The organism is Superficieibacter sp. HKU1 (assembly GCF_029319185.1).
In the GTDB taxonomy this organism is placed as follows: Bacteria; Pseudomonadota; Gammaproteobacteria; order Enterobacterales; family Enterobacteriaceae; genus Superficieibacter.
This window is the reverse complement of the sequence record NZ_CP119754.1, coordinates 3,788,662-3,807,517: the sequence shown is the minus strand read 5'-3', so window position 1 is coordinate 3,807,517 and position 18,856 is coordinate 3,788,662. Positions and strand designations below refer to the sequence as shown.

At 54.2% G+C, this 18,856-nt stretch carries 18 protein-coding genes; 7 read left to right on the top strand and 11 right to left on the bottom strand.

Annotated elements, in window-relative coordinates:
• Positions 1-7: 7 nt before the first annotated feature.
• A complete protein-coding gene (locus tag P0H77_RS18035; protein WP_276158653.1) occupies positions 8-985 on the top strand; it encodes a type IV pilus twitching motility protein PilT in 978 nt (325 codons plus the stop codon).
• On the opposite strand, the gene P0H77_RS18030 is transcribed toward P0H77_RS18035, so the two are convergent.
• Positions 982-3,240, bottom strand: coding sequence for an FAD-dependent oxidoreductase (locus tag P0H77_RS18030; RefSeq protein ID WP_276158652.1), 2,259 nt, complete (start codon positions 3,238-3,240; stop codon positions 982-984). The genes P0H77_RS18035 and P0H77_RS18030 overlap by 4 nt on opposite strands.
• Positions 3,241-3,309: 69 nt before the next feature.
• Here P0H77_RS18030 and P0H77_RS18025 point away from each other — a divergent pair, with 69 nt between their 5' ends.
• Together P0H77_RS18025 and P0H77_RS18020 are read left to right on the top strand one after the other, a co-directional pair.
• Positions 3,310-3,999 (top strand): IclR family transcriptional regulator, encoded by a 690-nt coding sequence (locus P0H77_RS18025; protein WP_276158651.1) that lies wholly within the window; start codon positions 3,310-3,312, stop codon positions 3,997-3,999.
• 241 nt (positions 4,000-4,240) lie between these two features.
• A complete protein-coding gene (locus P0H77_RS18020; protein WP_276158650.1) occupies positions 4,241-4,921 on the top strand; it encodes a LuxR C-terminal-related transcriptional regulator in 681 nt (226 codons plus the stop codon).
• On the opposite strand, the gene ruvX is transcribed toward P0H77_RS18020, so the two are convergent.
• The 8 genes from ruvX to hprR all read right to left on the bottom strand — a co-directional run bounded on the left by ruvX (position 4,918) and on the right by hprR (position 11,165).
• The gene (ruvX, locus tag P0H77_RS18015) at positions 4,918-5,334 is read right to left on the bottom strand and encodes a Holliday junction resolvase RuvX (RefSeq protein WP_276158649.1); all 417 of its coding nucleotides are present in this window, start codon (positions 5,332-5,334) and stop codon (positions 4,918-4,920) included. The two genes, P0H77_RS18020 and ruvX, sit on opposite strands and share 4 nt — an antisense overlap.
• Positions 5,334-5,897 (bottom strand): YqgE/AlgH family protein, encoded by a 564-nt coding sequence (locus P0H77_RS18010; RefSeq protein WP_276158648.1) that lies wholly within the window; start codon positions 5,895-5,897, stop codon positions 5,334-5,336. Before P0H77_RS18010 ends, ruvX begins: the two co-directional genes overlap by 1 nt.
• 157 nt (positions 5,898-6,054) lie before the next feature.
• Positions 6,055-7,002: a glutathione synthase gene (gshB, locus tag P0H77_RS18005; protein WP_176917314.1), complete on the bottom strand. Its 948-nt coding sequence runs from the start codon at positions 7,000-7,002 to the stop codon at positions 6,055-6,057.
• Positions 7,003-7,014: 12 nt separating this feature from the next.
• Complete coding sequence (gene rsmE, locus P0H77_RS18000; protein WP_276158647.1) at positions 7,015-7,746, bottom strand: 16S rRNA (uracil(1498)-N(3))-methyltransferase; 732 nt, start codon at positions 7,744-7,746, stop codon at positions 7,015-7,017.
• Between the two features lie 41 nt (positions 7,747-7,787).
• Positions 7,788-8,495, bottom strand: coding sequence for a deoxyribonuclease I (gene endA / locus P0H77_RS17995; RefSeq protein WP_276158646.1), 708 nt, complete (start codon positions 8,493-8,495; stop codon positions 7,788-7,790).
• A gap of 93 nt (positions 8,496-8,588) precedes the next feature.
• Positions 8,589-9,089, bottom strand: coding sequence for a SprT family zinc-dependent metalloprotease (locus P0H77_RS17990; RefSeq protein WP_276158645.1), 501 nt, complete (start codon positions 9,087-9,089; stop codon positions 8,589-8,591).
• Positions 9,090-9,139: 50 nt separating this feature from the next.
• Positions 9,140-10,495: a heavy metal sensor histidine kinase gene (locus P0H77_RS17985; RefSeq protein WP_276165173.1), complete on the bottom strand. Its 1,356-nt coding sequence runs from the start codon at positions 10,493-10,495 to the stop codon at positions 9,140-9,142.
• Entirely contained in the window at positions 10,485-11,165 is a 681-nt protein-coding gene (gene hprR / locus P0H77_RS17980; RefSeq protein WP_276158644.1) for a response regulator transcription factor HprR, read from the bottom strand. Before hprR ends, P0H77_RS17985 begins: the two co-directional genes overlap by 11 nt.
• 134 nt (positions 11,166-11,299) lie before the next feature.
• Between hprR and hiuH the strand changes: the two genes are divergently transcribed.
• A complete protein-coding gene (gene hiuH / locus P0H77_RS17975; protein ID WP_276158643.1) occupies positions 11,300-11,710 on the top strand; it encodes a hydroxyisourate hydrolase in 411 nt (136 codons plus the stop codon).
• Between the two features lie 54 nt (positions 11,711-11,764).
• Here the strand turns inward: hiuH and galP are convergent, their stop codons facing one another.
• A complete protein-coding gene (galP, locus tag P0H77_RS17970; RefSeq protein WP_276158642.1) occupies positions 11,765-13,159 on the bottom strand; it encodes a galactose/proton symporter in 1,395 nt (464 codons plus the stop codon).
• A 400-nt stretch (positions 13,160-13,559) separates the two neighbouring features.
• Complete coding sequence (gene metK / locus P0H77_RS17965; protein WP_276158641.1) at positions 13,560-14,714, bottom strand: methionine adenosyltransferase; 1,155 nt, start codon at positions 14,712-14,714, stop codon at positions 13,560-13,562.
• Between the two features lie 648 nt (positions 14,715-15,362).
• Here metK and yqgB point away from each other — a divergent pair.
• The 3 genes from yqgB to speB all read left to right on the top strand — a co-directional run bounded on the left by yqgB (position 15,363) and on the right by speB (position 18,646).
• Positions 15,363-15,509, top strand: a complete 147-nt coding sequence (gene yqgB, locus P0H77_RS17960; RefSeq protein WP_276158640.1) for an acid stress response protein YqgB — start codon at positions 15,363-15,365, stop codon at positions 15,507-15,509.
• Complete coding sequence (gene speA / locus P0H77_RS17955; protein WP_276158639.1) at positions 15,502-17,475, top strand: biosynthetic arginine decarboxylase; 1,974 nt, start codon at positions 15,502-15,504, stop codon at positions 17,473-17,475. The genes yqgB and speA overlap by 8 nt, the downstream gene beginning before the upstream one ends.
• A gap of 250 nt (positions 17,476-17,725) precedes the next feature.
• Complete coding sequence (speB, locus tag P0H77_RS17950; RefSeq protein ID WP_176917322.1) at positions 17,726-18,646, top strand: agmatinase; 921 nt, start codon at positions 17,726-17,728, stop codon at positions 18,644-18,646.
• The last annotated feature ends 210 nt before the right edge of the window (positions 18,647-18,856 follow it).

The following is an 18,856-nucleotide window of genomic DNA, read 5'->3' as shown; positions in this document are numbered from 1 at the left end:
TGATGGTATGGATATGGAAGAAATCGTGGCCCTTAGTGTAAAGCATAACGTCTCGGATCTACACCTGTGCAACGCCTGGCCACCGCGCTGGCGACGGTCAGGTAAACTGGAGCCCGCGCCTTTTGCGGCCATTGACGTGGAAAAAGTGCTGAATGACTGTCTGGATGAGGCGCAGACGGTGCAGTTCGCTCGCGGGCAGGTGGATTTCGCCATCACGCTGCCCGGCCAGCAGCGGCTGCGTGCCAGCGCCTTTATTCACCGTCAGGGCGCGTCGCTTGCGCTTCGATTGCTTCCCATGGAAACGCCGCACCTCGCCGACCTGGGGGGTCCCGCCGCGCTGCCGGAGTTATTAAATGAAGAGAGCGGGCTGATTCTGGTCACCGGGGCAACCGGCAGCGGTAAATCGACGACTCTCGCGGCAATGGTCGATCATCTGAATCATCATCTGGACGGGCATATTTTGACGCTGGAAGATCCGATTGAATTCGTCCATCACAGCCAGCGCTGCCTGATCCAGCAGCGGGAAGTCGGTCGCCATACCGACTCATTTGCTGCGGCGCTGCGCGCGGCATTGCGTGAAGATCCTGACGTCATTCTGCTCGGCGAGCTCCGCGACAGCGAAACCATTCGTCTGGCGTTGACCGCCGCAGAAACCGGGCATCTGGTGCTGGCGACCCTGCACACGCGCGGGGCAGCCCAGGCGGTAGAAAGGCTGGTCGATGTGTTTCCCGCCCAGGAGAAAGAGCAGGTGCGCAGCCAGCTCGCCGGAAGCCTGTGTGCGGTGGTGGCGCAAAAGCTTCAGTGCAATCCGCAAAATGCGCGGGTGGCGCTGTTTGAACTGCTGGTGAATACCCCCGCCGTAGCCAATTTGATCCGCGAGGGTAAAACGCACCAGCTACCCGGCGTGATGCAAACCGGGCAGCAGGCAGGGATGCAGACGTTTACGCAAAGCTACCAGCAGCGGGTCGCGGCGGGGCTGCTTTAGCGAACATTCAGCGAATAAATCGCCGGTAACGCGCCTGCGGTGGCAAGAACGTCCAGGCGAACCTCCTGTACTTCGCGCGGCGAGCTTAACCAATGATGGCAGACTGAATGACGATTATCCGTGACTTCCGCCAGCAGAATATCGTCCGTCCACAGACGGTAATGCGTGATGCAATGCGGCGTTACCGCATGATGGTGTCCCATCTGCACGGTTTCCATGGCGTTATCAAAATCGTTATCCTGCACCAGCGTCAGGCTGCTGAGGGTAATCGGCTGTGGCCAGCGCCAGTGCACGATCGGTGCAGGATCGTCCACGTCAGGCACCCAGGCATTTGTGTGCTGTTCGGGACGCAGGCGGCCGTTGAGCAGGTTTTGCGCGCTGAAGCAGCGCAGCGGCGTGGCAAAACGCAGGGCGGGCATTATTTGATGCGGACGGCGGCGAGGTAGCCAGAAATCAAATTCATCCACGCCGTAGTCGCCGTCGGCCACCTGACGCGAATGCTTTGCCACTCTGGCATTGAGGCTGTTAAACACGGTCATCAGGCCGGGGAGATGGCAATCGGTCAGGGCGATCTCCACGTCGGACTGTGCGGCAAAGGCGATAAACAGGTACTGGTCGCGGTCGCTTTGCCAGTTGAAATTGCAGCGGTAGTCGCGCTCGCCGTCGATCTGCAATTCGCAGGTGGCGTAACGTAATTCCGGCGTAAAGTTACCGGCGCGCTCGCTACCGAGAAGCTCGATGGTAAGCGGCCGGGGGTGAGCACTGCGCAGCCTAAAGGTTAATTCAGGAAGCGTCTCTCCGGCCTGAATCGGCACCAGCAACGCCATCCGCTCCGCCAGCGAATGCCACTGGCCGTCAGCCGGCAACGCGCTCAGTTCCAGCTCGCTGCTGACCTGCACGCTTGCGCCACGCGCCGGATCGCTGAGCCACTGGCGTGGAATATAAAAGCCGCTGGCCTGAAGCTGGCGTTGCAGCGTGCCGATGGCGTCCGGCTGCGCCAGCTCACGCGGGGTTAGCTGCTGCGTCTGACAAATGGCGGCGGCCTGGCCGACGACTTCTCCCAGCAGGCCACAGGTACACATCACGCGGGCACTGCCAAAGGCAACGTGGGAGGCAGAAATCAGGCGGCCCGTCAGGAACAGGTTATCCAGCGAGCGGCTGTACAGGCTGCGCCAGGGGATCGTATAGGTACCTTTACTGTGAAACTGACGACAGCCATCATGAGTGCTGTATACGCCGTCGGCCGGATGGAGGTCGATAGACCAGCCGCCGTAGCCGACCGCATCATAATGGTCGCGCTGCTCAATAATATCCTGCTGGCTCAGCAGATGATCGCCAACAAAGCGGCGGCTCTCCCGTTTGCCGGGGATCACGCCCACCCAGTCAATCGTCATGTTTTCCGCCTCAGGAAACTCGCCGGAGTTTTTAATATGATCCCAGACGCCCCAGACGATCTTCCACAGCTCCCATTTGATCTCTTCACTTTCATGCACCGTGTCCAGTCGGCCTCCCCATTCCAGCCACCACAGGTCACAGCCGTTGAGCGTGGAGGTCAGCCGCTTATAGCGCGGGATGGCGGTGATATCCTTGAGGGCAAAAGAGGGCGGGACGAAGTTCACCGGGGCGGGGGTCTGCCGGGTGTAAAAGTAGATAGAGTGGCCCAGCTTATGCCCGAAATTATCGCCCGGCGCCATTTTTTCACCGAGTTCATCAATGTCCTCCGCGCCTTCACGACACTCTGCGCCGGCCAGATAGCCGAGCACGCCGTCGCCCGTAGCATCGCAAAACTGTGCCGCGCTTACCTCATAAAAGGTTTCATTAATAGGGTTAAAGGCGCTGACGCTTGTGATGCGCCTGGCCTCTTTTTGTACGGCGAAGATGGCGGTGTTCAGCAACAGGGTCAGCCCCAGCTGGCGCTGCGCCATGTCCAGCAGCAGCAGATCGAACATTACCGGATTGCCTTCTTTGTTACGCCACAGATTCTCCTCAAGGATCTCGCCCATGATCCCACCCTCACGCGCCCAGCGGTTGTTGTTGCCCATATGCGAGGTGGCGCCATTGGCCCACAGGCGCACCTCGCTGGAGGCATTTCCGCCCAGTACCGGGCGATCCTGAATCAGGATCACCTTAATACCGGCACGGGCGGCGGCCAGCGCCGCGCACAGTCCGGCAAGTCCGCCGCCTGCCACCAGCAGATCAGTACGCAACGTCTGCGAGGGAAAAGCCCGGCTATCGGTCTGGCTAAAGATTTTCATGACCTTGTATCCTTCTCAACTGGCGCTAGAATCTGTAGTTTGCTTAAGCCCGACGCGGATCATCCTGTTATGTCATCTCAACCGAATCAAAGCCTGATTGACGGCATTCGCTGTCTGCAATACCTGGTATCCAGCGGCCGCGCCATTGGCTGCCGCGAACTGGCACGTCTTATGGGCATTAACACGACCCGCGTAAATCGTCTGCTGATGACCATGGCATCCATCGGGCTGACGAGACAGGATGAACAGCGTCGCTATCTGCCAGGACCGGGTATTCATGCGCTGGCGGCGCAGGCGATACGCGGCTCTGCTCTCTTTTCTCAGGCGCTGCCTATTCTTGAGCGCCATGCCCCACGTGATATCGTGGTCGCCATGGGCGTTCTGTGGGAGGATCAGGTGATCTACATTTATCACTCTGAACCCGGCCATCAGATCAGTCAGGCGCTGGCAGGATTTCATATGCTGCCCGCGTGGCAGTCGGTGATCGGCATGAGCCTGCTGGCAGCCGAATCCGACGAGGAACTTACCAAACGCTTTTCCCCCGAGCAGTGGCAGCAGCTGGCCCCGCACCTCCGGCAGCAGCGAGAGCAGGGTAGCGTCATCTGGCACCACCAGGATGGTGAAGTCTCTATTGCTCAGCCGCTGGGCGCGCATTCAGCCGCGCTGGCCTTCGCCGGAATGTGGCAGCCGGACGCTGAAACCATTGCGGCACGCCACCGTGAACTGCAAGCGCTGGCAGCGCAATTAATCGCCTTCTGATTTGTTTCTTTTATAGAAACACTGATGGTTTTGCAATAGCAGATCCTAAAAACGTGACCCGGATCGGGGGCTGGCTGTCGATGCCAATTAGCCCTCGTCCATCAGGCTGGCTTATTCCCCTTCAGACCCGGTGATAGGATTGACTCAGGAATTCGCTTTAATCATGAGATGACCTCTGCAAGGCGAGAGTAGCGTCCGTGACGTTGATGGCGAGATAATCTACGTTTGAAGGAGAATCAGGATGTTTCAGCAGGATAGTGGGTTAAGTGCACCGCAGCAGATGATTATTATTACATGCCCTTCCGTACAATCCCGGTCTTTTGCCAGTTATCTGACCGAAACGCTTTCTGTTCCCGTCCGTTTGCAGAATATAACCAAGCCGCTGGAGCAGCGTTTGCCTGACGGTAGCATCGTCTTATTCGATATTGCCGTGTCGAATAAAAAATTAACCGGCATCTGGTGTGATATTTTGCAGACCCAAACCGATAATCTACGCGTTATCATTTTAAATAGCGCTCAGCAGCATACGCTTTTTGATATGGCGCGCTGGCCTAAGTTATGCGGAATATTTAGTTATGATGACAGCCAGGAAAATATTCTGGCGGGTATTAAAGCGATATTAAACGGCGAGGTGTCTGAGTTACCCGGTACTGTCCAGGCATATACGGATGAACGGGATAGCGATCGTTACGAGAATATTTCCCTTACCGAACGTGAGTATGAAATTCTTAATGAGTTACGCTGCGGCGCGTCGAATGTGGACATCGCCCGCGCGCTGTTTATCAGCGAAAATACCGTACGCACGCATTTGTATAATATTTTCCGCAAGCTCAACGTCAAAAACAGAACGCAGGCGGTTAGCTGGACAAATGCCTCCCTGCGTGACCAGACAACCCGGACGGCACAGGGAGCATTCAACTAAAAACCCTGTTCGAAATAACTTTCCAGGATAATCACCGCCGAGGCAGAATCCACGCTGCCTTTATTCAGCGCGCGAAAGCCACCGTGTTCGAACAGGCCAGCGCGCGCTTCTACGGTACTTAATCGTTCATCGTGTAGCGTCACCGTCACGCCGAACCTGCCATGGATCCGGTTAGCAAATTTACGTGCCCGCGCCGTTAGCGGCTGTTCGCTGCCGTCCATATTCAGCGGCAGGCCGACAATCACCGTGTCAGGCTGCCACTCTTTAAGCAGACGTTCGATCAGCGTCCAGTCGGGCGAGCCGTCCTGGGCTTTGATCGCATTAAGCGGGCGAGCGGTGCCGGTGATGCGCTGACCAATCGCCACGCCAATACTTTTGGTGCCGAAATCAAAAGCGAGTAAGGTTCCGCTCATCAGGCGTGTCCCGCCACGCCGGGCATGGTATGAATATCAATACCAATCAGTTTTGCCGCTTCGCGCCAGCGATCGGCAATCGGCGTTTTAAACAGAATATTGAGATCGGCGGGCGCGGTTAGCCAGGCGTTATCCAGTAACTCCTGCTCAAGCTGGCCTTTTTCCCAGGAAGAGTAGCCCAGCGCGACCAGTACATCGACAGGCTGATCGTGCGTTCCCAGCGTTTCCAGCACGTCCCGCGAGGTGGTGATGACGGTGTTATCGGAGATGCGAATACTGGAGGAGAACGACGCGGGTGGCGTATGCAGGATAAAACCGCGATCTTCCGCCAGCGGACCGCCAAGCAGGACCGGTTTATCCAGACGAATCGCCGGATCGCGCGGTTCAGGCGTAATCTTTAACTTTTCCAGAACGCCTTCCACCTGCAGGTTTTCCAGGGGTTTATTAATGATGATGCCCATTGCCCCCTCGTCGTTATATTCGCAGACATAGACCACAGAACGACGGAAGAGAGGATCCTGGAGCGAAGGCATGGCAATCAGAAAGTGATGCTGTAAATTCATTGTCAGAGGTTCGGTTTCCTGGTTCAAAAAAGCAACAACGTTCAGTATGCGGGGAAAGTATCACGCTGTCACTAGCCAGTGGAGGAAGAACGCGGGTTCCCTCCCGCGACTCAGCGTTGCAAAGGCGAGGGTTTATGTCATCCGCCCGCAACGCAAATTACTTCGCCAGACGTTTTTCGATGGCATCCATCAGCATACCGGTAATCGAGACCGGGAACTGCGCTTCGATTTCACGAATACAGGTCGGGCTGGTGACGTTAACTTCGGTCAGACGGTCGCCGATGATATCAAGACCAACAAAAATCAGCCCTTTGGCTTTCAGCAACGGCCCCACGCGGCGGGCAATTTCCCAGTCGCTGTCGGTCAGCGGACGCGGCTCGCCACGGCCACCCGCGGCGAGGTTGCCACGCGTTTCACCGCCCTGCGGAATGCGCGCCAGGCAGTAGGGGACTGGCTCGCCATCCACCACCAGTACACGCTTGTCACCGTCAACAATAGCCGGAATATAATTCTGCGCCATGCAGTAGCGGGTGCCGTGCTCGGTCAGCGTTTCGGTGATTACGCCAAGGTTAGGATCGCCTTCCTTCACGCGAAAAATAGATGCGCCGCCCATGCCGTCCAGCGGTTTTAGAATGATATCAGTATGCTTTTGCCAGAACGCCTTCAACTGCGCCTTGCTGCGGGTTACCAGCGTATCCGGCGTTAGATCGGAGAACCAGGCGGTATAAAGCTTTTCGTTACAGTCACGCAGGCTCTGCGGCTTGTTAACGATCAGCGTACCTTGTTCTTCCGCACGTTCAAGGATATAGGTGGAGTAGATGAACTCAGTATCAAACGGCGGATCTTTACGCATCAGGATGACATCGAGATCGGCAAGCTGAAGATCCTGCTCGCCGCTGAATTCATACCATTTGTCATAGTTCTGCTCAACGCTGAGCAGACGCGTGCGTGCGCGGGCTTCGCCGTTGATCAGATAGAGATCGGACATCTCCATATAATGAAGCTCATAGCCGCGACGCTGTGCTTCCAGCAGCATAGCGAAGCTGGAGTCTTTCTTGATGTTAATGTTTGCGATGGGGTCCATCACGATGCCGAGCTTAATCATTCTTGTTCTCCGTTAGCCCAGGTCGCCAAACCGCACCTGTAAGGCGGTAATGGCGGTGAGCGCAGTGGTCTCAGTGCGCAGAACGCGAGGTCCCAGCAGAATATCAGTAAACTGGTATTGTGCGGTCATGGCAATTTCGTCAGCGGAAAGCCCGCCTTCTGGTCCAATAAGCAGGCGTACCCGCTCAACCGGCAGCGGCAGCGTATTAATGCTGGCGCTGGCGCGCGGATGCAGGTTCAGCTTCAGTCCCTCATCCGGTTCGGCGCACCAGGCTTCGAGATCCATCGCCGGACGGATCTCCGGGATCTGATTACGACCGCACTGTTCACAGGCAGCGATAGCGATTTTCTGCCACTGCTGGATCTTCTTGTTCAGACGTTCAGCATCCAGTTTAACGCCGCAGCGCTCAGAAAAAAGTGGCGTAATGAGGCTTACACCCAGTTCGATCGATTTCTGGATAGTAAATTCCATTTTTTCCCCGCGCGACATCACCTGGCCCAGATGAATATGCAGCGGTGACTCACGATTGTCGGCTTCGCAACGTTGCACGTTAACGATGACGTTTTTCTTATCGGCGCGGGTAATTTCAGCGTCAAAAACTCGATTGCTGCCGTCAAAAAGCTGAACGGGCTGACCGGCGGTCATGCGCAGCACGCGACCGACGTGATTCGCGGCGTCGTCGCTGAGCGCGATATCCTGACCCACGCTTAGCGGGGCAGGGTGATAAATGCGGGGTTTACGCATAAAGCTAACAGTCCATTAATAATAATACCCGCTAGTGTAGGTTAGCTCTTTTGCGCCTGGCAAGCGCGCTGGACATAAGGGTTGTGATTCCCCTGCACGCGGGCAATGCGTTCGTCACGTTCGCACTCCCATTTTGTCACCGGGTAGAGTTTATCCCAGGCGGTAAAAAGCTGCGTCTGCTGGCGTGAAAGGCTGATGTTGTACTGGTCGCGCATATAAAAATTGATGCGGGCAATGGCACCGCGTGCGCGTGCTGGCGGTTCGGCAAGCTTGTTTTTGAAGTCGACCTTCATAGCGCACTGGCCGTACTGACCTTCGCCGCCATTCCACTGGCTATACATAAAGTTGCCGCGATCGCCGTTTACTTCACCGACTGCCGGTTGCAGGTTATGCATATCGCTTTCCATTTTGCGATAGACGGGATCTTTGGTGCAGTTTTTCCGCCCGCCGTCCTGCCAGCACTGGCGCTGATGACCGAACTGCCACGCTGGCACCACATGTTCCCACTCCACGCGGCTGGCGCGATTGGCATTTTTACGCACTTTATAGCCGCAGGCTTCCAGATCGATAACGCCCTTCTTGCCCTGCCAGTGAATCGGGCAGCCGCAGTAAAAATCACCGGGAACGTCAGCGTTAACATTGACGCCCGCGGCTTTGGCCTGGGCGAAGCTGGTGATCTCCTTAGCATATAAAGGTGTTATCAGAAGCGGGAGAAGAAGGAACAGGGAAACACGGCCGGTGCGGTACATGACGAACTCCATCTCAATAAGAGCACGCAACGTAACGAAAGCAGTTGTCAGATGCAATCAGGCAGAACAGAAAATTTCCGGATCGCGTTTAATTTATGCGTCGGCCACCAGCGGTTCGCCGCAGTGAACGCAGCGGTAAGTCGCCTCGCCGCGCACCACCCGATTATGTCGGCGCACGGTAAGCTGATGCTGCTGACACCGGCAGCGATAGGAGAAGGTGTTGCGGCGCACTGATTCCAGTCCGAACTGATGGGTACGACGGGCGGGAACGCCCAGCACGCTTTCCATCATCCATTTCCACTCTTTGCCATGTGGCGCAACGCGGCCAAAATGTTTCCAGGTCAGCAAATGCGCCAGCTCGTGCGGCACGACCTCATCAATAAACGCCTGCTGATTTTCCTGCAACAGCAGCGGATTGAGGCGAATCTCATAGCTGTCGAGCCAGGCGGTGCCGGCCGTCGTGCCACGCTGCTGGTAGACCAGCTTCGGCTCCGGATAATGGCGATCCAGCTTGTGATTGGCGAGGGCGAGTTTTTCCCGCAGGCTGCGCATAACGGCTTGCTGGAGGGCGATAGGGAGACGGGCGGTTTTCATACTGTCAGAGGATAATCGTTAAAAAAGTTAGCTGCAACTCGCATACCTTCTCAAAGCGGGAAATGAAGTGAGAAGATATGGTAACCGTTGCTAAATCGATAGCTCACAGAACCTGAATGTAACGCCATAATCGCTTTTACCATAGATAATCCAAGGCCATAACCTGACGAATGACGTGCATTATCGCCCCGCCAGAAACGATTGAATACACTATCGGGCGCGTTAAAAGGCTCGCCAGAATTACTTATTGCAATCGTATTTTCAGTATTATCGCGATAAGTATGAATGCGGATGATAGCGCCATTCGGTGAATATGCGATCGCGTTACCGAGCAGATTTAACAGTACTCTTTGAAGCAATATCCGATCGGCCTGAATATCACCCGCACAGGCGATGTCAAAAGTAATATGCTTTTCATCTGCTTCATACTCCAGAAAATCAATCAGGCTGGTGATTGTATCAGCGATAGATAGCGGCTCTTTCTTAAGCATGACATTGTGATGTTCAGCGCGTGCGAGAAACAGAATGTTTTCTGTCAGCCGAGAAAGTTTTTCAAGTTCTTCGATATTGTTCGCCAGAGCCTGCTGATATTCATCGACAGTTCGCTCTTTATGCAAAACAACTTGATTATGCCCAAGAAGAATATTTACCGGCGTACGTAGCTCATGCGCCAGGTCGTCCGCAAATTGATTAAGCCGCGTAAAGTCTTCAGCCAGTTTCTGACGCATGGTGTTTAACGCGCGTCCCAGTGGCTTTAGCTCGACAGGAAGCGTATTTTCATCGACGGGCTGATTGAGTCTGTGACTATTGGTATCCGCGGTTAACTTACTTAATGAGGTGATGGCTTTTAGCCCATTTTTGATTAAGAAAGGGCTAAGTGCAGAGCATACCAGAATAGCAATAATACAGATAAAGATACTGTGATACTGATACTGCTCAAGCATATACCGCCGTTCCGATGCCAGTCTGGCCACGGTGATGGTCACCGGTTTGCCCTGACTACTGGCTGCAATCCGCACGGCGGAAAGCGGAGTACCTGCGATATCACGTTTATCGAGCGTTTCCAGCGTCGGTTTTATTTGCGCGGGCAGGGCATTAAACAGGACCGGATCAACAGGCGTACGATTTACGGCGATGCTATCTGACGCGGAGGTCTCAATGAGGAGAATATCCTGGCGAGTATCCATCATGCGGTTGAAATAGAAAGGCAGATTTTCTGCCTTCGCACCGTCAAGCAATAATTGCCTGATTTGCTCTGCTCTGTTAATTAGCGTGATATCGTCACGCCATGTTAATTCGTTACTCAGCGCCCGATACAGTGTCCAGCTTACGCCAGTACAGGCCAGCGTCATTACCAGAACAAAGGCGAGGGTAAGCCGTAAGGTGATGGGTAACTCAGGTTTCATTATTTTCATCTTTCCTGAACAAATACCCCATTCCCCTGACGGTAACAATCAATTTATGGGCGAAAGGATCGTCAACTTTTGCACGCAGGCGGCGAATCGCCACATCAACCGTATTGGTCTCGTTATCAAAATTTATTCCCCACACTTCACTGGCAATAACTGCCCTGGGAATGATTTCACCCGCCCTGGACATTAGCAGCCACAGCAGGAGAAACTCCTTACGGGTTAATACAATCGCTTTGCCGTTGCGATAAACGCTTTGCTTAAGCGAATCCATTTCCATCTCGCCTGTTTTCAGGCAATGGTCTGAAACGCGGTTATTTCTGAGTTGCGCGCGGACTCTGGCCAGAAGTTCAGCAAAAGAGAAGGGCTTAACCAGGTAGTCATTTGCCCCCAGTTCAAGCCCTTTTACTCTGTCTTCAACCGCATCACGAGCGGTAAGGCAAATGACCGGCGTCTCATGCGCCGTCCTGATAGCTTTCAGAACCTGCCAGCCATCCAGCTCTGGAAGCATAATATCCAGGATGATCAGTGAATAAGACGCCTGTAAGGCAAAGCGTAAACCAGCGCGACCATCGCTGGCATGATCCACGACATAGCCTGCTTCGGACAGCCCCTGACTTACCCAGGCGCTGGTTTTTTGGTTGTCTTCAATAAGCAGAATTTTCATGGCGTAACTATGTCACAGCTGGTGGGCGAGAGGGAAAGTTATCATCATTGATGACGAAAATGTAATGCTCACGTCAGGTTTGCGCCGCCCGGTTCATCTATGTTTGATGTACTTATCTGAACACGGAGCCAGACATGAAAAACCTTATTCTTACTGCTGCAATCGTTTCTGCCTTTTCAGCACCCGCGATGGTAATGGCGGCGGCTAATAATATTTTGAGCGTTCATATTCTCGATCAGCAAACGGGTAAACCCGCCGCTAACGTTGAAGTTGTTCTGGAGCAAAAGAATAACGACGGATGGCAGCAATTAAACACGGGTCACACCGATAAGGAGGGCCGAATTAAAGCATTATGGCCTGAGCAGGAAGCGAAGCCCGGTGATTATCGGGTGACGTTTAAAACTAAACCTTATTTTGACAGCAAAAAGCAGGAAAGCTTTTTCCCGGAAATTCCCGTTGAGTTTCATATCAGCAAAACCAACGAGCATTATCATGTCCCGTTGCTGTTAAGCCAGTACGGCTACTCGACTTATCGGGGAAGCTGACGGCGGATTTGGCAAAAGGCAGGCTTCCCCTCATAGAGAGGAAGCCTGCGATCATCAGTTGTGCGCACCAATATCGCGCAGTTTACGACCTTTCATCAGGTTACGTTCGATATGCTCCAGCGAAACGTGTTTGGTTTCCGGCACCAGCCACAGGGTCAGCAGGATAAACAGCACGTTCAGACCCGCATACACCCAGAAGGTATTGGCGTTGCCCAGCGTATTGAGCATGGTCAGGAACGTTGCGCCGACGATCATGTTGGCGATCCAGTTGGTTGCCGTTGAACAGGTGATACCAAAATCGCGGCCTTTCAGCGGCTGGATTTCAGAACACAGTACCCAAATCAGCGGACCGGCACTCATCGCAAAACCAATGATGAACATCAGTAGCATGGCGATAGCAAAGTACTGTGCTGACGGCGAATGGATCCCGATATGCATCATCGTACCCAGAATCCCCATTCCCACGGCCATCACCAGGAAGCCCAGCGTCAGCGTTGGTTTACGGCCCCAGCGGTCCACCAGACCGATAGCGATGAAGGTCGCCAGCACGTTGGTTAAACCAACGATAACTGTGCCCCACATCTGCTCATTGGTATTGGTATACCCAGCCAGTTCAAAGATTTTCGGCGCGTAATACATGATGACGTTCATGCCGGTGAACTGTTGCATCACCTGCAGCAGTACGCCAAGAAACACGGCGCGACGGAAATTGCTGTTCTCTTTAAACAGCGCCCATCCGCTCTGTTTTACCTTCAGGCTTTCGCGGATCTCTTCCAGCTCATTTTTTGCTTCGGCGCTGGTATCACGCAGGCGCATCAGTACGCGTTCGGCATCGTGGAAGCGGCGTTTAGCGGCAAACCAGCGCGGACTGTCCGGCAGGAAGAAAACGCCAATCAGCAGCAGGATCGCCGGGATAATAATCACGCCCAGCATCCAGCGCCATGCACCGCTGTAGCTGAACGCGGTATCAGAGAGATAAGCCCCTAAAATCCCGATGGTGATCATTAACTGATACATGGAAATCATGCTGCCGCGAATTTTCTCCGGCGCAATCTCAGACAGATAAAGCGGCGCGGTATAAGAGGCGACACCGACCGCCAGGCCCAGCAGTACACGAGAGATAATCAGGATTTCCACGTTTGGTGCAGCGGCAGAGAACAGCGAACCGAGCACAAACAGAATTGCGCCAATCATCAGGCTCTTTTTACGCCCGAGTTTAAAGGAGAGCCAGCCGCTGCCGACAGCACCGACGGCCGCGCCGAACATCATTGAGCTAACCACCCATTCTTGCGTGTGCGCGCTGATCTGGAACTCGTCGGTGATAAAGGGCAATGCCCCTGCAATCACCCCAATATCAAGGCCAAAAAGCAGTCCGGCCAGAGCGGCAAGGAAACAGACAAAAAAGGTCATCGCCTTGTTAGAACGCCCATGTTTTTTATTGTCAGGCATGGTGCCCTCCAGTTGTGTTATCAAATTTATTTGACCTGAATAGTAGGTCAGTACGCCGCTAAAATATGTGAGTTCAATCACATCAGTGTAATCGGTTACATAAGTGTCAAGAATGGTAAGTTTATAACCGGTTGAAACTATAGTCTTTGTATTAGGGTTTGTGACGTCCGCAAAAGCGATTTCAGATTAAACCGAAATAAAATGTAACGAACGGCAAGGTTTGCACAAACGGCAAAAATTTTCCTGAAATCATCAGATAAAGTGAGGTGTAATCGGTTTCATTACGAGGCTACAGCAAGCCTGAACAGTATAGACCGTTTGGAAAAAAAGGCAGATTATCCAACGGCGAGAAATAAAAAAGCCAGCGCAAGGCTGGCTTTCTGGAAGAGTGGGTAGCCGATTATTTCAGGCCAGCAGCATCGCGCAGCAGCTGTGCTTTGTCGGTTTTTTCCCACGGGAAATGTTCACGACCAAAGTGACCGTAAGCGGCGGTCTCTTTGTAAATCGGGTGCAGCAGATCCAGCATCTGGATCAGGCCATACGGACGCAGGTCGAAGAATTCGCGTACCAGCAGCGTTAACTGTTCAGTGGCAATTTTTTCGGTGCCAAAGGTTTCCACCATGATGGAGGTGGGTTCCGCCACGCCAATGGCGTAGGAGACCTGAATTTCGCAACGATCCGCCAGGCCTGCGGCAACGATGTTTTTCGCCACATAACGTGCTGCATACGCCGCTGAACGGTCTACTTTAGACGGATCTTTACCGGAGAATGCACCGCCGCCGTGACGAGCCATACCGCCGTAGGTATCTACGATGATTTTACGACCGGTCAGGCCGCAATCGCCCATCGGGCCACCGATAACAAAACGTCCGGTTGGGTTGATGAAGAATTTAGTCGCGCTGTTCAGCCATTCGGTCGGCAGCACCGGCTTGATAATCTCTTCCATCACCGCTTCCTGCAGCGATTTCTGATCGATATCTTCTGCGTGCTGGGTAGACAGGACGACAGCATCGATACCTACGATTTTGTCGCCGTCATACTGGAAGGTAACCTGGCTTTTTGCATCCGGACGCAGCCACGGCAGGGTGCCGTTTTTACGTACTTCAGCCTGACGCTGCACCAGACGGTGTGCGTAGGTGACTGGCGCTGGCATCAGCACGTCGGTTTCGTTGGTCGCATAGCCAAACATCAGGCCCTGGTCGCCCGCACCCTGTTCCAGCGGATCGGCACGGTCAACGCCCTGGTTAATATCCGGGGATTGCTTGCCAATCGCGCTTAGCACGGCGCAGGAGTTTGCATCAAAGCCCATGTCAGAATGCACATAGCCAATCTCGCGTACCGTTTTACGGGTGATCTCTTCGATATCTACCCATGCGCTGGTGGTGATTTCACCCCCCACTAAAACCATGCCGGTTTTTACGTAGGTTTCACAGGCGACGCGTGCTTTCGGATCCTGTTCGAGGATCGCATCCAGTACGGCATCAGAGATTTGGTCAGCGATTTTGTCAGGATGCCCTTCTGAAACGGACTCAGACGTAAAAAGGTGTTTTGCCATTTTTAATTTCACCCAAGGAAAAGTCGGTTTGCTCAAACTGCTGTGCGGAGTCGCCATGGTGGATATCTCTACCAGGACGTGCAGGTTTATGCGCTGGCAGTCTGAGTGTTAATCTGTATAGATGGATTAACATCTGGATGGCTATTCTAGGTCAGTTCTTCGCCTCATTTCCAGTTTTTTTTGAGTTATGTCGCATTATTGGGCAAAGGTGTGGAGAACGTATTGTGCCAGCGTTGGCATAATGCGGATTTATGTTTTGCTTTTCACGGATAATCCAGGTATAAAACGCCGCGCGCGGCTTATATAAAAAGCGCACGACGAATGTGTTCGTGTCGCCACTTCCAGCCGGGTTAAAACTTTAGCTTTGGCTTGTCGCTGACTGTATCGGTTGGCGTGGAGGTGATACGAAACAATGAACCATTGGACGCCATTCGCGCAGCCGCACCGTTCTGGTGTGCGCTTCTTTTCCGCACTCCGCATCTCACTTATGCAAATCTGCCGATGTTATACCCATCTCGGTGCTTCTCAGGATCCAGGAGCCGGTCACCGTCTCTGAAATCTGAACAAGGGCGCTCTTGTTGAACAAGAGTTTTCTCGTGGTTTCTCCGAACCGTCATACCTAAGTTCGGGTACGTGTTTTACAATGATATGAACAAGAAACCGGTCGCGCAGTCGGCGCTTCAGTGTTTTCCACTGGAGAATCAGACTGTTTATGGGTTGTTATCGCGCCTTTGGGCTGCGATAGTAGTTTGCTGTTTTACACTTTCGACACAATTTGAGGTTCGCTATGTCTGACGACATTTCATCTTCGCCTTCGTCAGCAGGCGAACAAGGTGTACTACGTTCTATGCAGGAGGTTGCGATGAGCTCCCAGGAAGCCAGCAAGATGCTGCGCACTTACAATATTGCCTGGTGGGGTAATAACTACTACGACGTTAACGAGCTGGGCCACATCAGCGTGTGCCCGGACCCTGACGTCCCGGAAGCGCGCGTTGACCTCGCCAAACTGGTGAAAGCACGTGAAGCGCAGGGGCAGCGTTTGCCTGCACTGTTCTGCTTCCCGCAGATCCTGCAACATCGTCTGCGCTCCATTAACGCCGCGTTCAAGCGTGCGCGTGAATCCTACGGCTACAATGGGGATTACTTCCTCGTTTATCCGATTAAGGTGAACCAGCACCGTCGCGTTATTGAGTCGCTGATCCACTCCGGTGAGCCGCTGGGCCTGGAAGCGGGTTCTAAGGCGGAACTGATGGCGGTACTGGCGCACGCCGGGATGACCCGCAGCGTGATCGTCTGTAACGGCTACAAAGACCGTGAATACATTCGTCTGGCGCTGATCGGTGAGAAGATGGGCCACAAGGTTTATCTGGTCATCGAGAAGACGTCAGAAATCGCCATCGTGCTGGATGAAGCTGAACGTCTGAACGTAATCCCACGCCTCGGCGTGCGTGCGCGCCTGGCGTCACAGGGTTCCGGCAAATGGCAGTCCTCCGGTGGGGAAAAATCCAAGTTTGGCCTGGCCGCGACGCAGGTATTGCAGCTGGTAGAAACGCTGCGCGAAGCCGGGCGTCTGGACAGCCTGCAACTGCTGCACTTCCATCTCGGTTCCCAGATGGCGAATATTCGCGATATCGCTACCGGCGTACGTGAATCGGCACGCTTCTACGTTGAACTGCATAAGCTGGGCGTTAACATCCAGTGCTTCGACGTCGGCGGCGGTCTGGGCGTGGATTATGAAGGAACGCGCTCGCAGTCCGACTGTTCGGTGAACTACGGCCTGAACGAATATGCCAACAACATCATCTGGGCCATCGGCGACGCCTGTGAAGAAAATGGCCTGCCGCATCCGACGGTGATCACTGAATCTGGCCGCGCGGTAACAGCCCATCATACCGTGCTGGTCTCTAACATCATCGGCGTGGAGCGTAACGAATACACTGTTCCGACGGCACCGACGCAAGATGCGCCGCGTGCGCTGCAAAGCATGTGGGAAACCTGGCAGGAGATGCATGAGCCAGGCACCCGTCGCTCGCTCCGCGAATGGCTACACGACAGCCAGATGGATCTGCACGATATTCACATCGGTTACTCTTCCGGCACGTTCAGTCTTCAGGAGCGCGCCTGGGCCGAGCAGCTTTACCTGAGTATGTGCCACGAGGTACAGAAGCAACTCGATCCGAGCAACCGTGCGCACCGTCCTATCATCGACGAATTGCAGGAACGTATGGCGGACAAGATGTACGTCAACTTCTCGCTGTTCCAGTCGATGCCGGACGCATGGGGCATCGATCAGCTATTCCCGGTGCTGCCGCTGGAAGGGCTGGATCAGGTGCCGGAACGCCGCGCGGTGCTGCTGGATATTACCTGCGACTCCGATGGCGCTATCGATCACTACATCGACGGCGACGGCATCGCCACCACCATGCCGATGCCTGAATACGATCCGGAGAATCCGCCGATGCTGGGCTTCTTTATGGTCGGCGCGTATCAGGAGATCCTCGGCAACATGCATAACCTGTTCGGTGATACCGAAGCGGTTGACGTGTTTGTCTTCCCGGATGGCAGCGTCGAAGTGGAACTGTCCGATGAAGGGGATACGGTGGCGGATATGCTGCAGTACGTACAGCTCGATCCGAACACATTGCTGACCCATTTCCGCGATCAGGTAAAACAAACCGATCTGGATGCGGCATTACAGCAGCAGTTCCTCGAAGAGTTCGAGGCAGGGCTTTACGGGTATACGTATCTGGAAGACGAGTAATCGTTAATGCCCGGCAACGTGGCGCTTGTCTGACCGGCGAATGCAGGCCAGATAAGGCGAAGCGGCCATTCAGCGATGATAATTTGCCGACGCCGGGTTTGCTATACTCACTTGAACCCGGTTGAATTAACGGCGATAATTCGCCTCAACAAGCACCATACGAATCAATCCCTTTCTCGTCGGGTTTAACGACGCGGAAGGGATTTTTTTTCATATTTTTTAATGTATCGACTCTGCATGAGGTCAGAACATGAGCACTTTAGGTCATCAATACGATAATTCCCTGGTGTCTAACGCCTTCGGTTTCCTGCGTCTGCCGCTGAATTTCCAGCCGTATGACAGCGACGCCGACTGGGTGATTACCGGCGTTCCGTTTGATATGGCAACGTCAGGCCGTGCAGGGAGCCGTCATGGGCCGGGCGCGATCCGTCAGGTTTCCACCAATCTGGCGTGGGAACACTGCCGTTTCCCGTGGAACTTCGACATGCGTGAGCGCCTGAACGTGGTTGACTGCGGCGATCTGGTGTATGCCTTCGGCGACGCGCGCGAAATGAGCGAAAAATTGCAGGCTCATGCGGAGCAACTGCTGGCGGCGGGTAAACGTATGCTCTCCTTTGGCGGCGATCACTTTGTCACTCTGCCGCTGCTGCGTGCCCACGCGAAGCACTTTGGTAAAATGGCGCTGGTGCATTTTGATGCCCATACCGACACCTATTCTAACGGCTGCGAATTCGACCACGGCACCATGTTCTATACCGCGCCGAAAGAAGGGCTGATTGACCCGAACCATTCCGTGCAGATTGGTATCCGCACCGAGTTCGACAAAGACAACGGCTTTACCGTACTGGACGCCTGCCAGGTGAACGATCGCACGGTGGACGACATCATTGCGCAGGTGAAACAGATTGTTGGCGATATGCCGGTTTATCTGACCTTTGATATCGACTGTCTGGATCCGGCGTTTGCACCGGGTACCGGTACGCCGGTGATTGGCGGCCTGACTACCGATCGCGCGATCAAACTGGTACGTGGTCTGAAAGATCTGAACATCGTGGGGATGGATCTGGTGGAAGTGGCTCCGGCCTACGATCAGTCCGAAATCACCGCGCTGGCTGCGGCGACCCTGGCGCTGGAAATGCTGTACATTCAGGCGGCGAAGAAGGGCGAGTAAACGCGTTGTGCCGGGTGACATTATTTACCCGGCACGGTGGTAGGACGCTCAGACGGTGGGTGTTTTGCCCGGTAGCGCTTCGCTTACGCGGGCCTACGGGGGTGGGCTGTCGATGGATGTAACTGTCTGATATATAGGGTTTTGATAGCCGGGAAAGGCGAAGCCGCCACCCGGCATTATTGCGCCAGACTCAACAAACGCCGGCTCAGC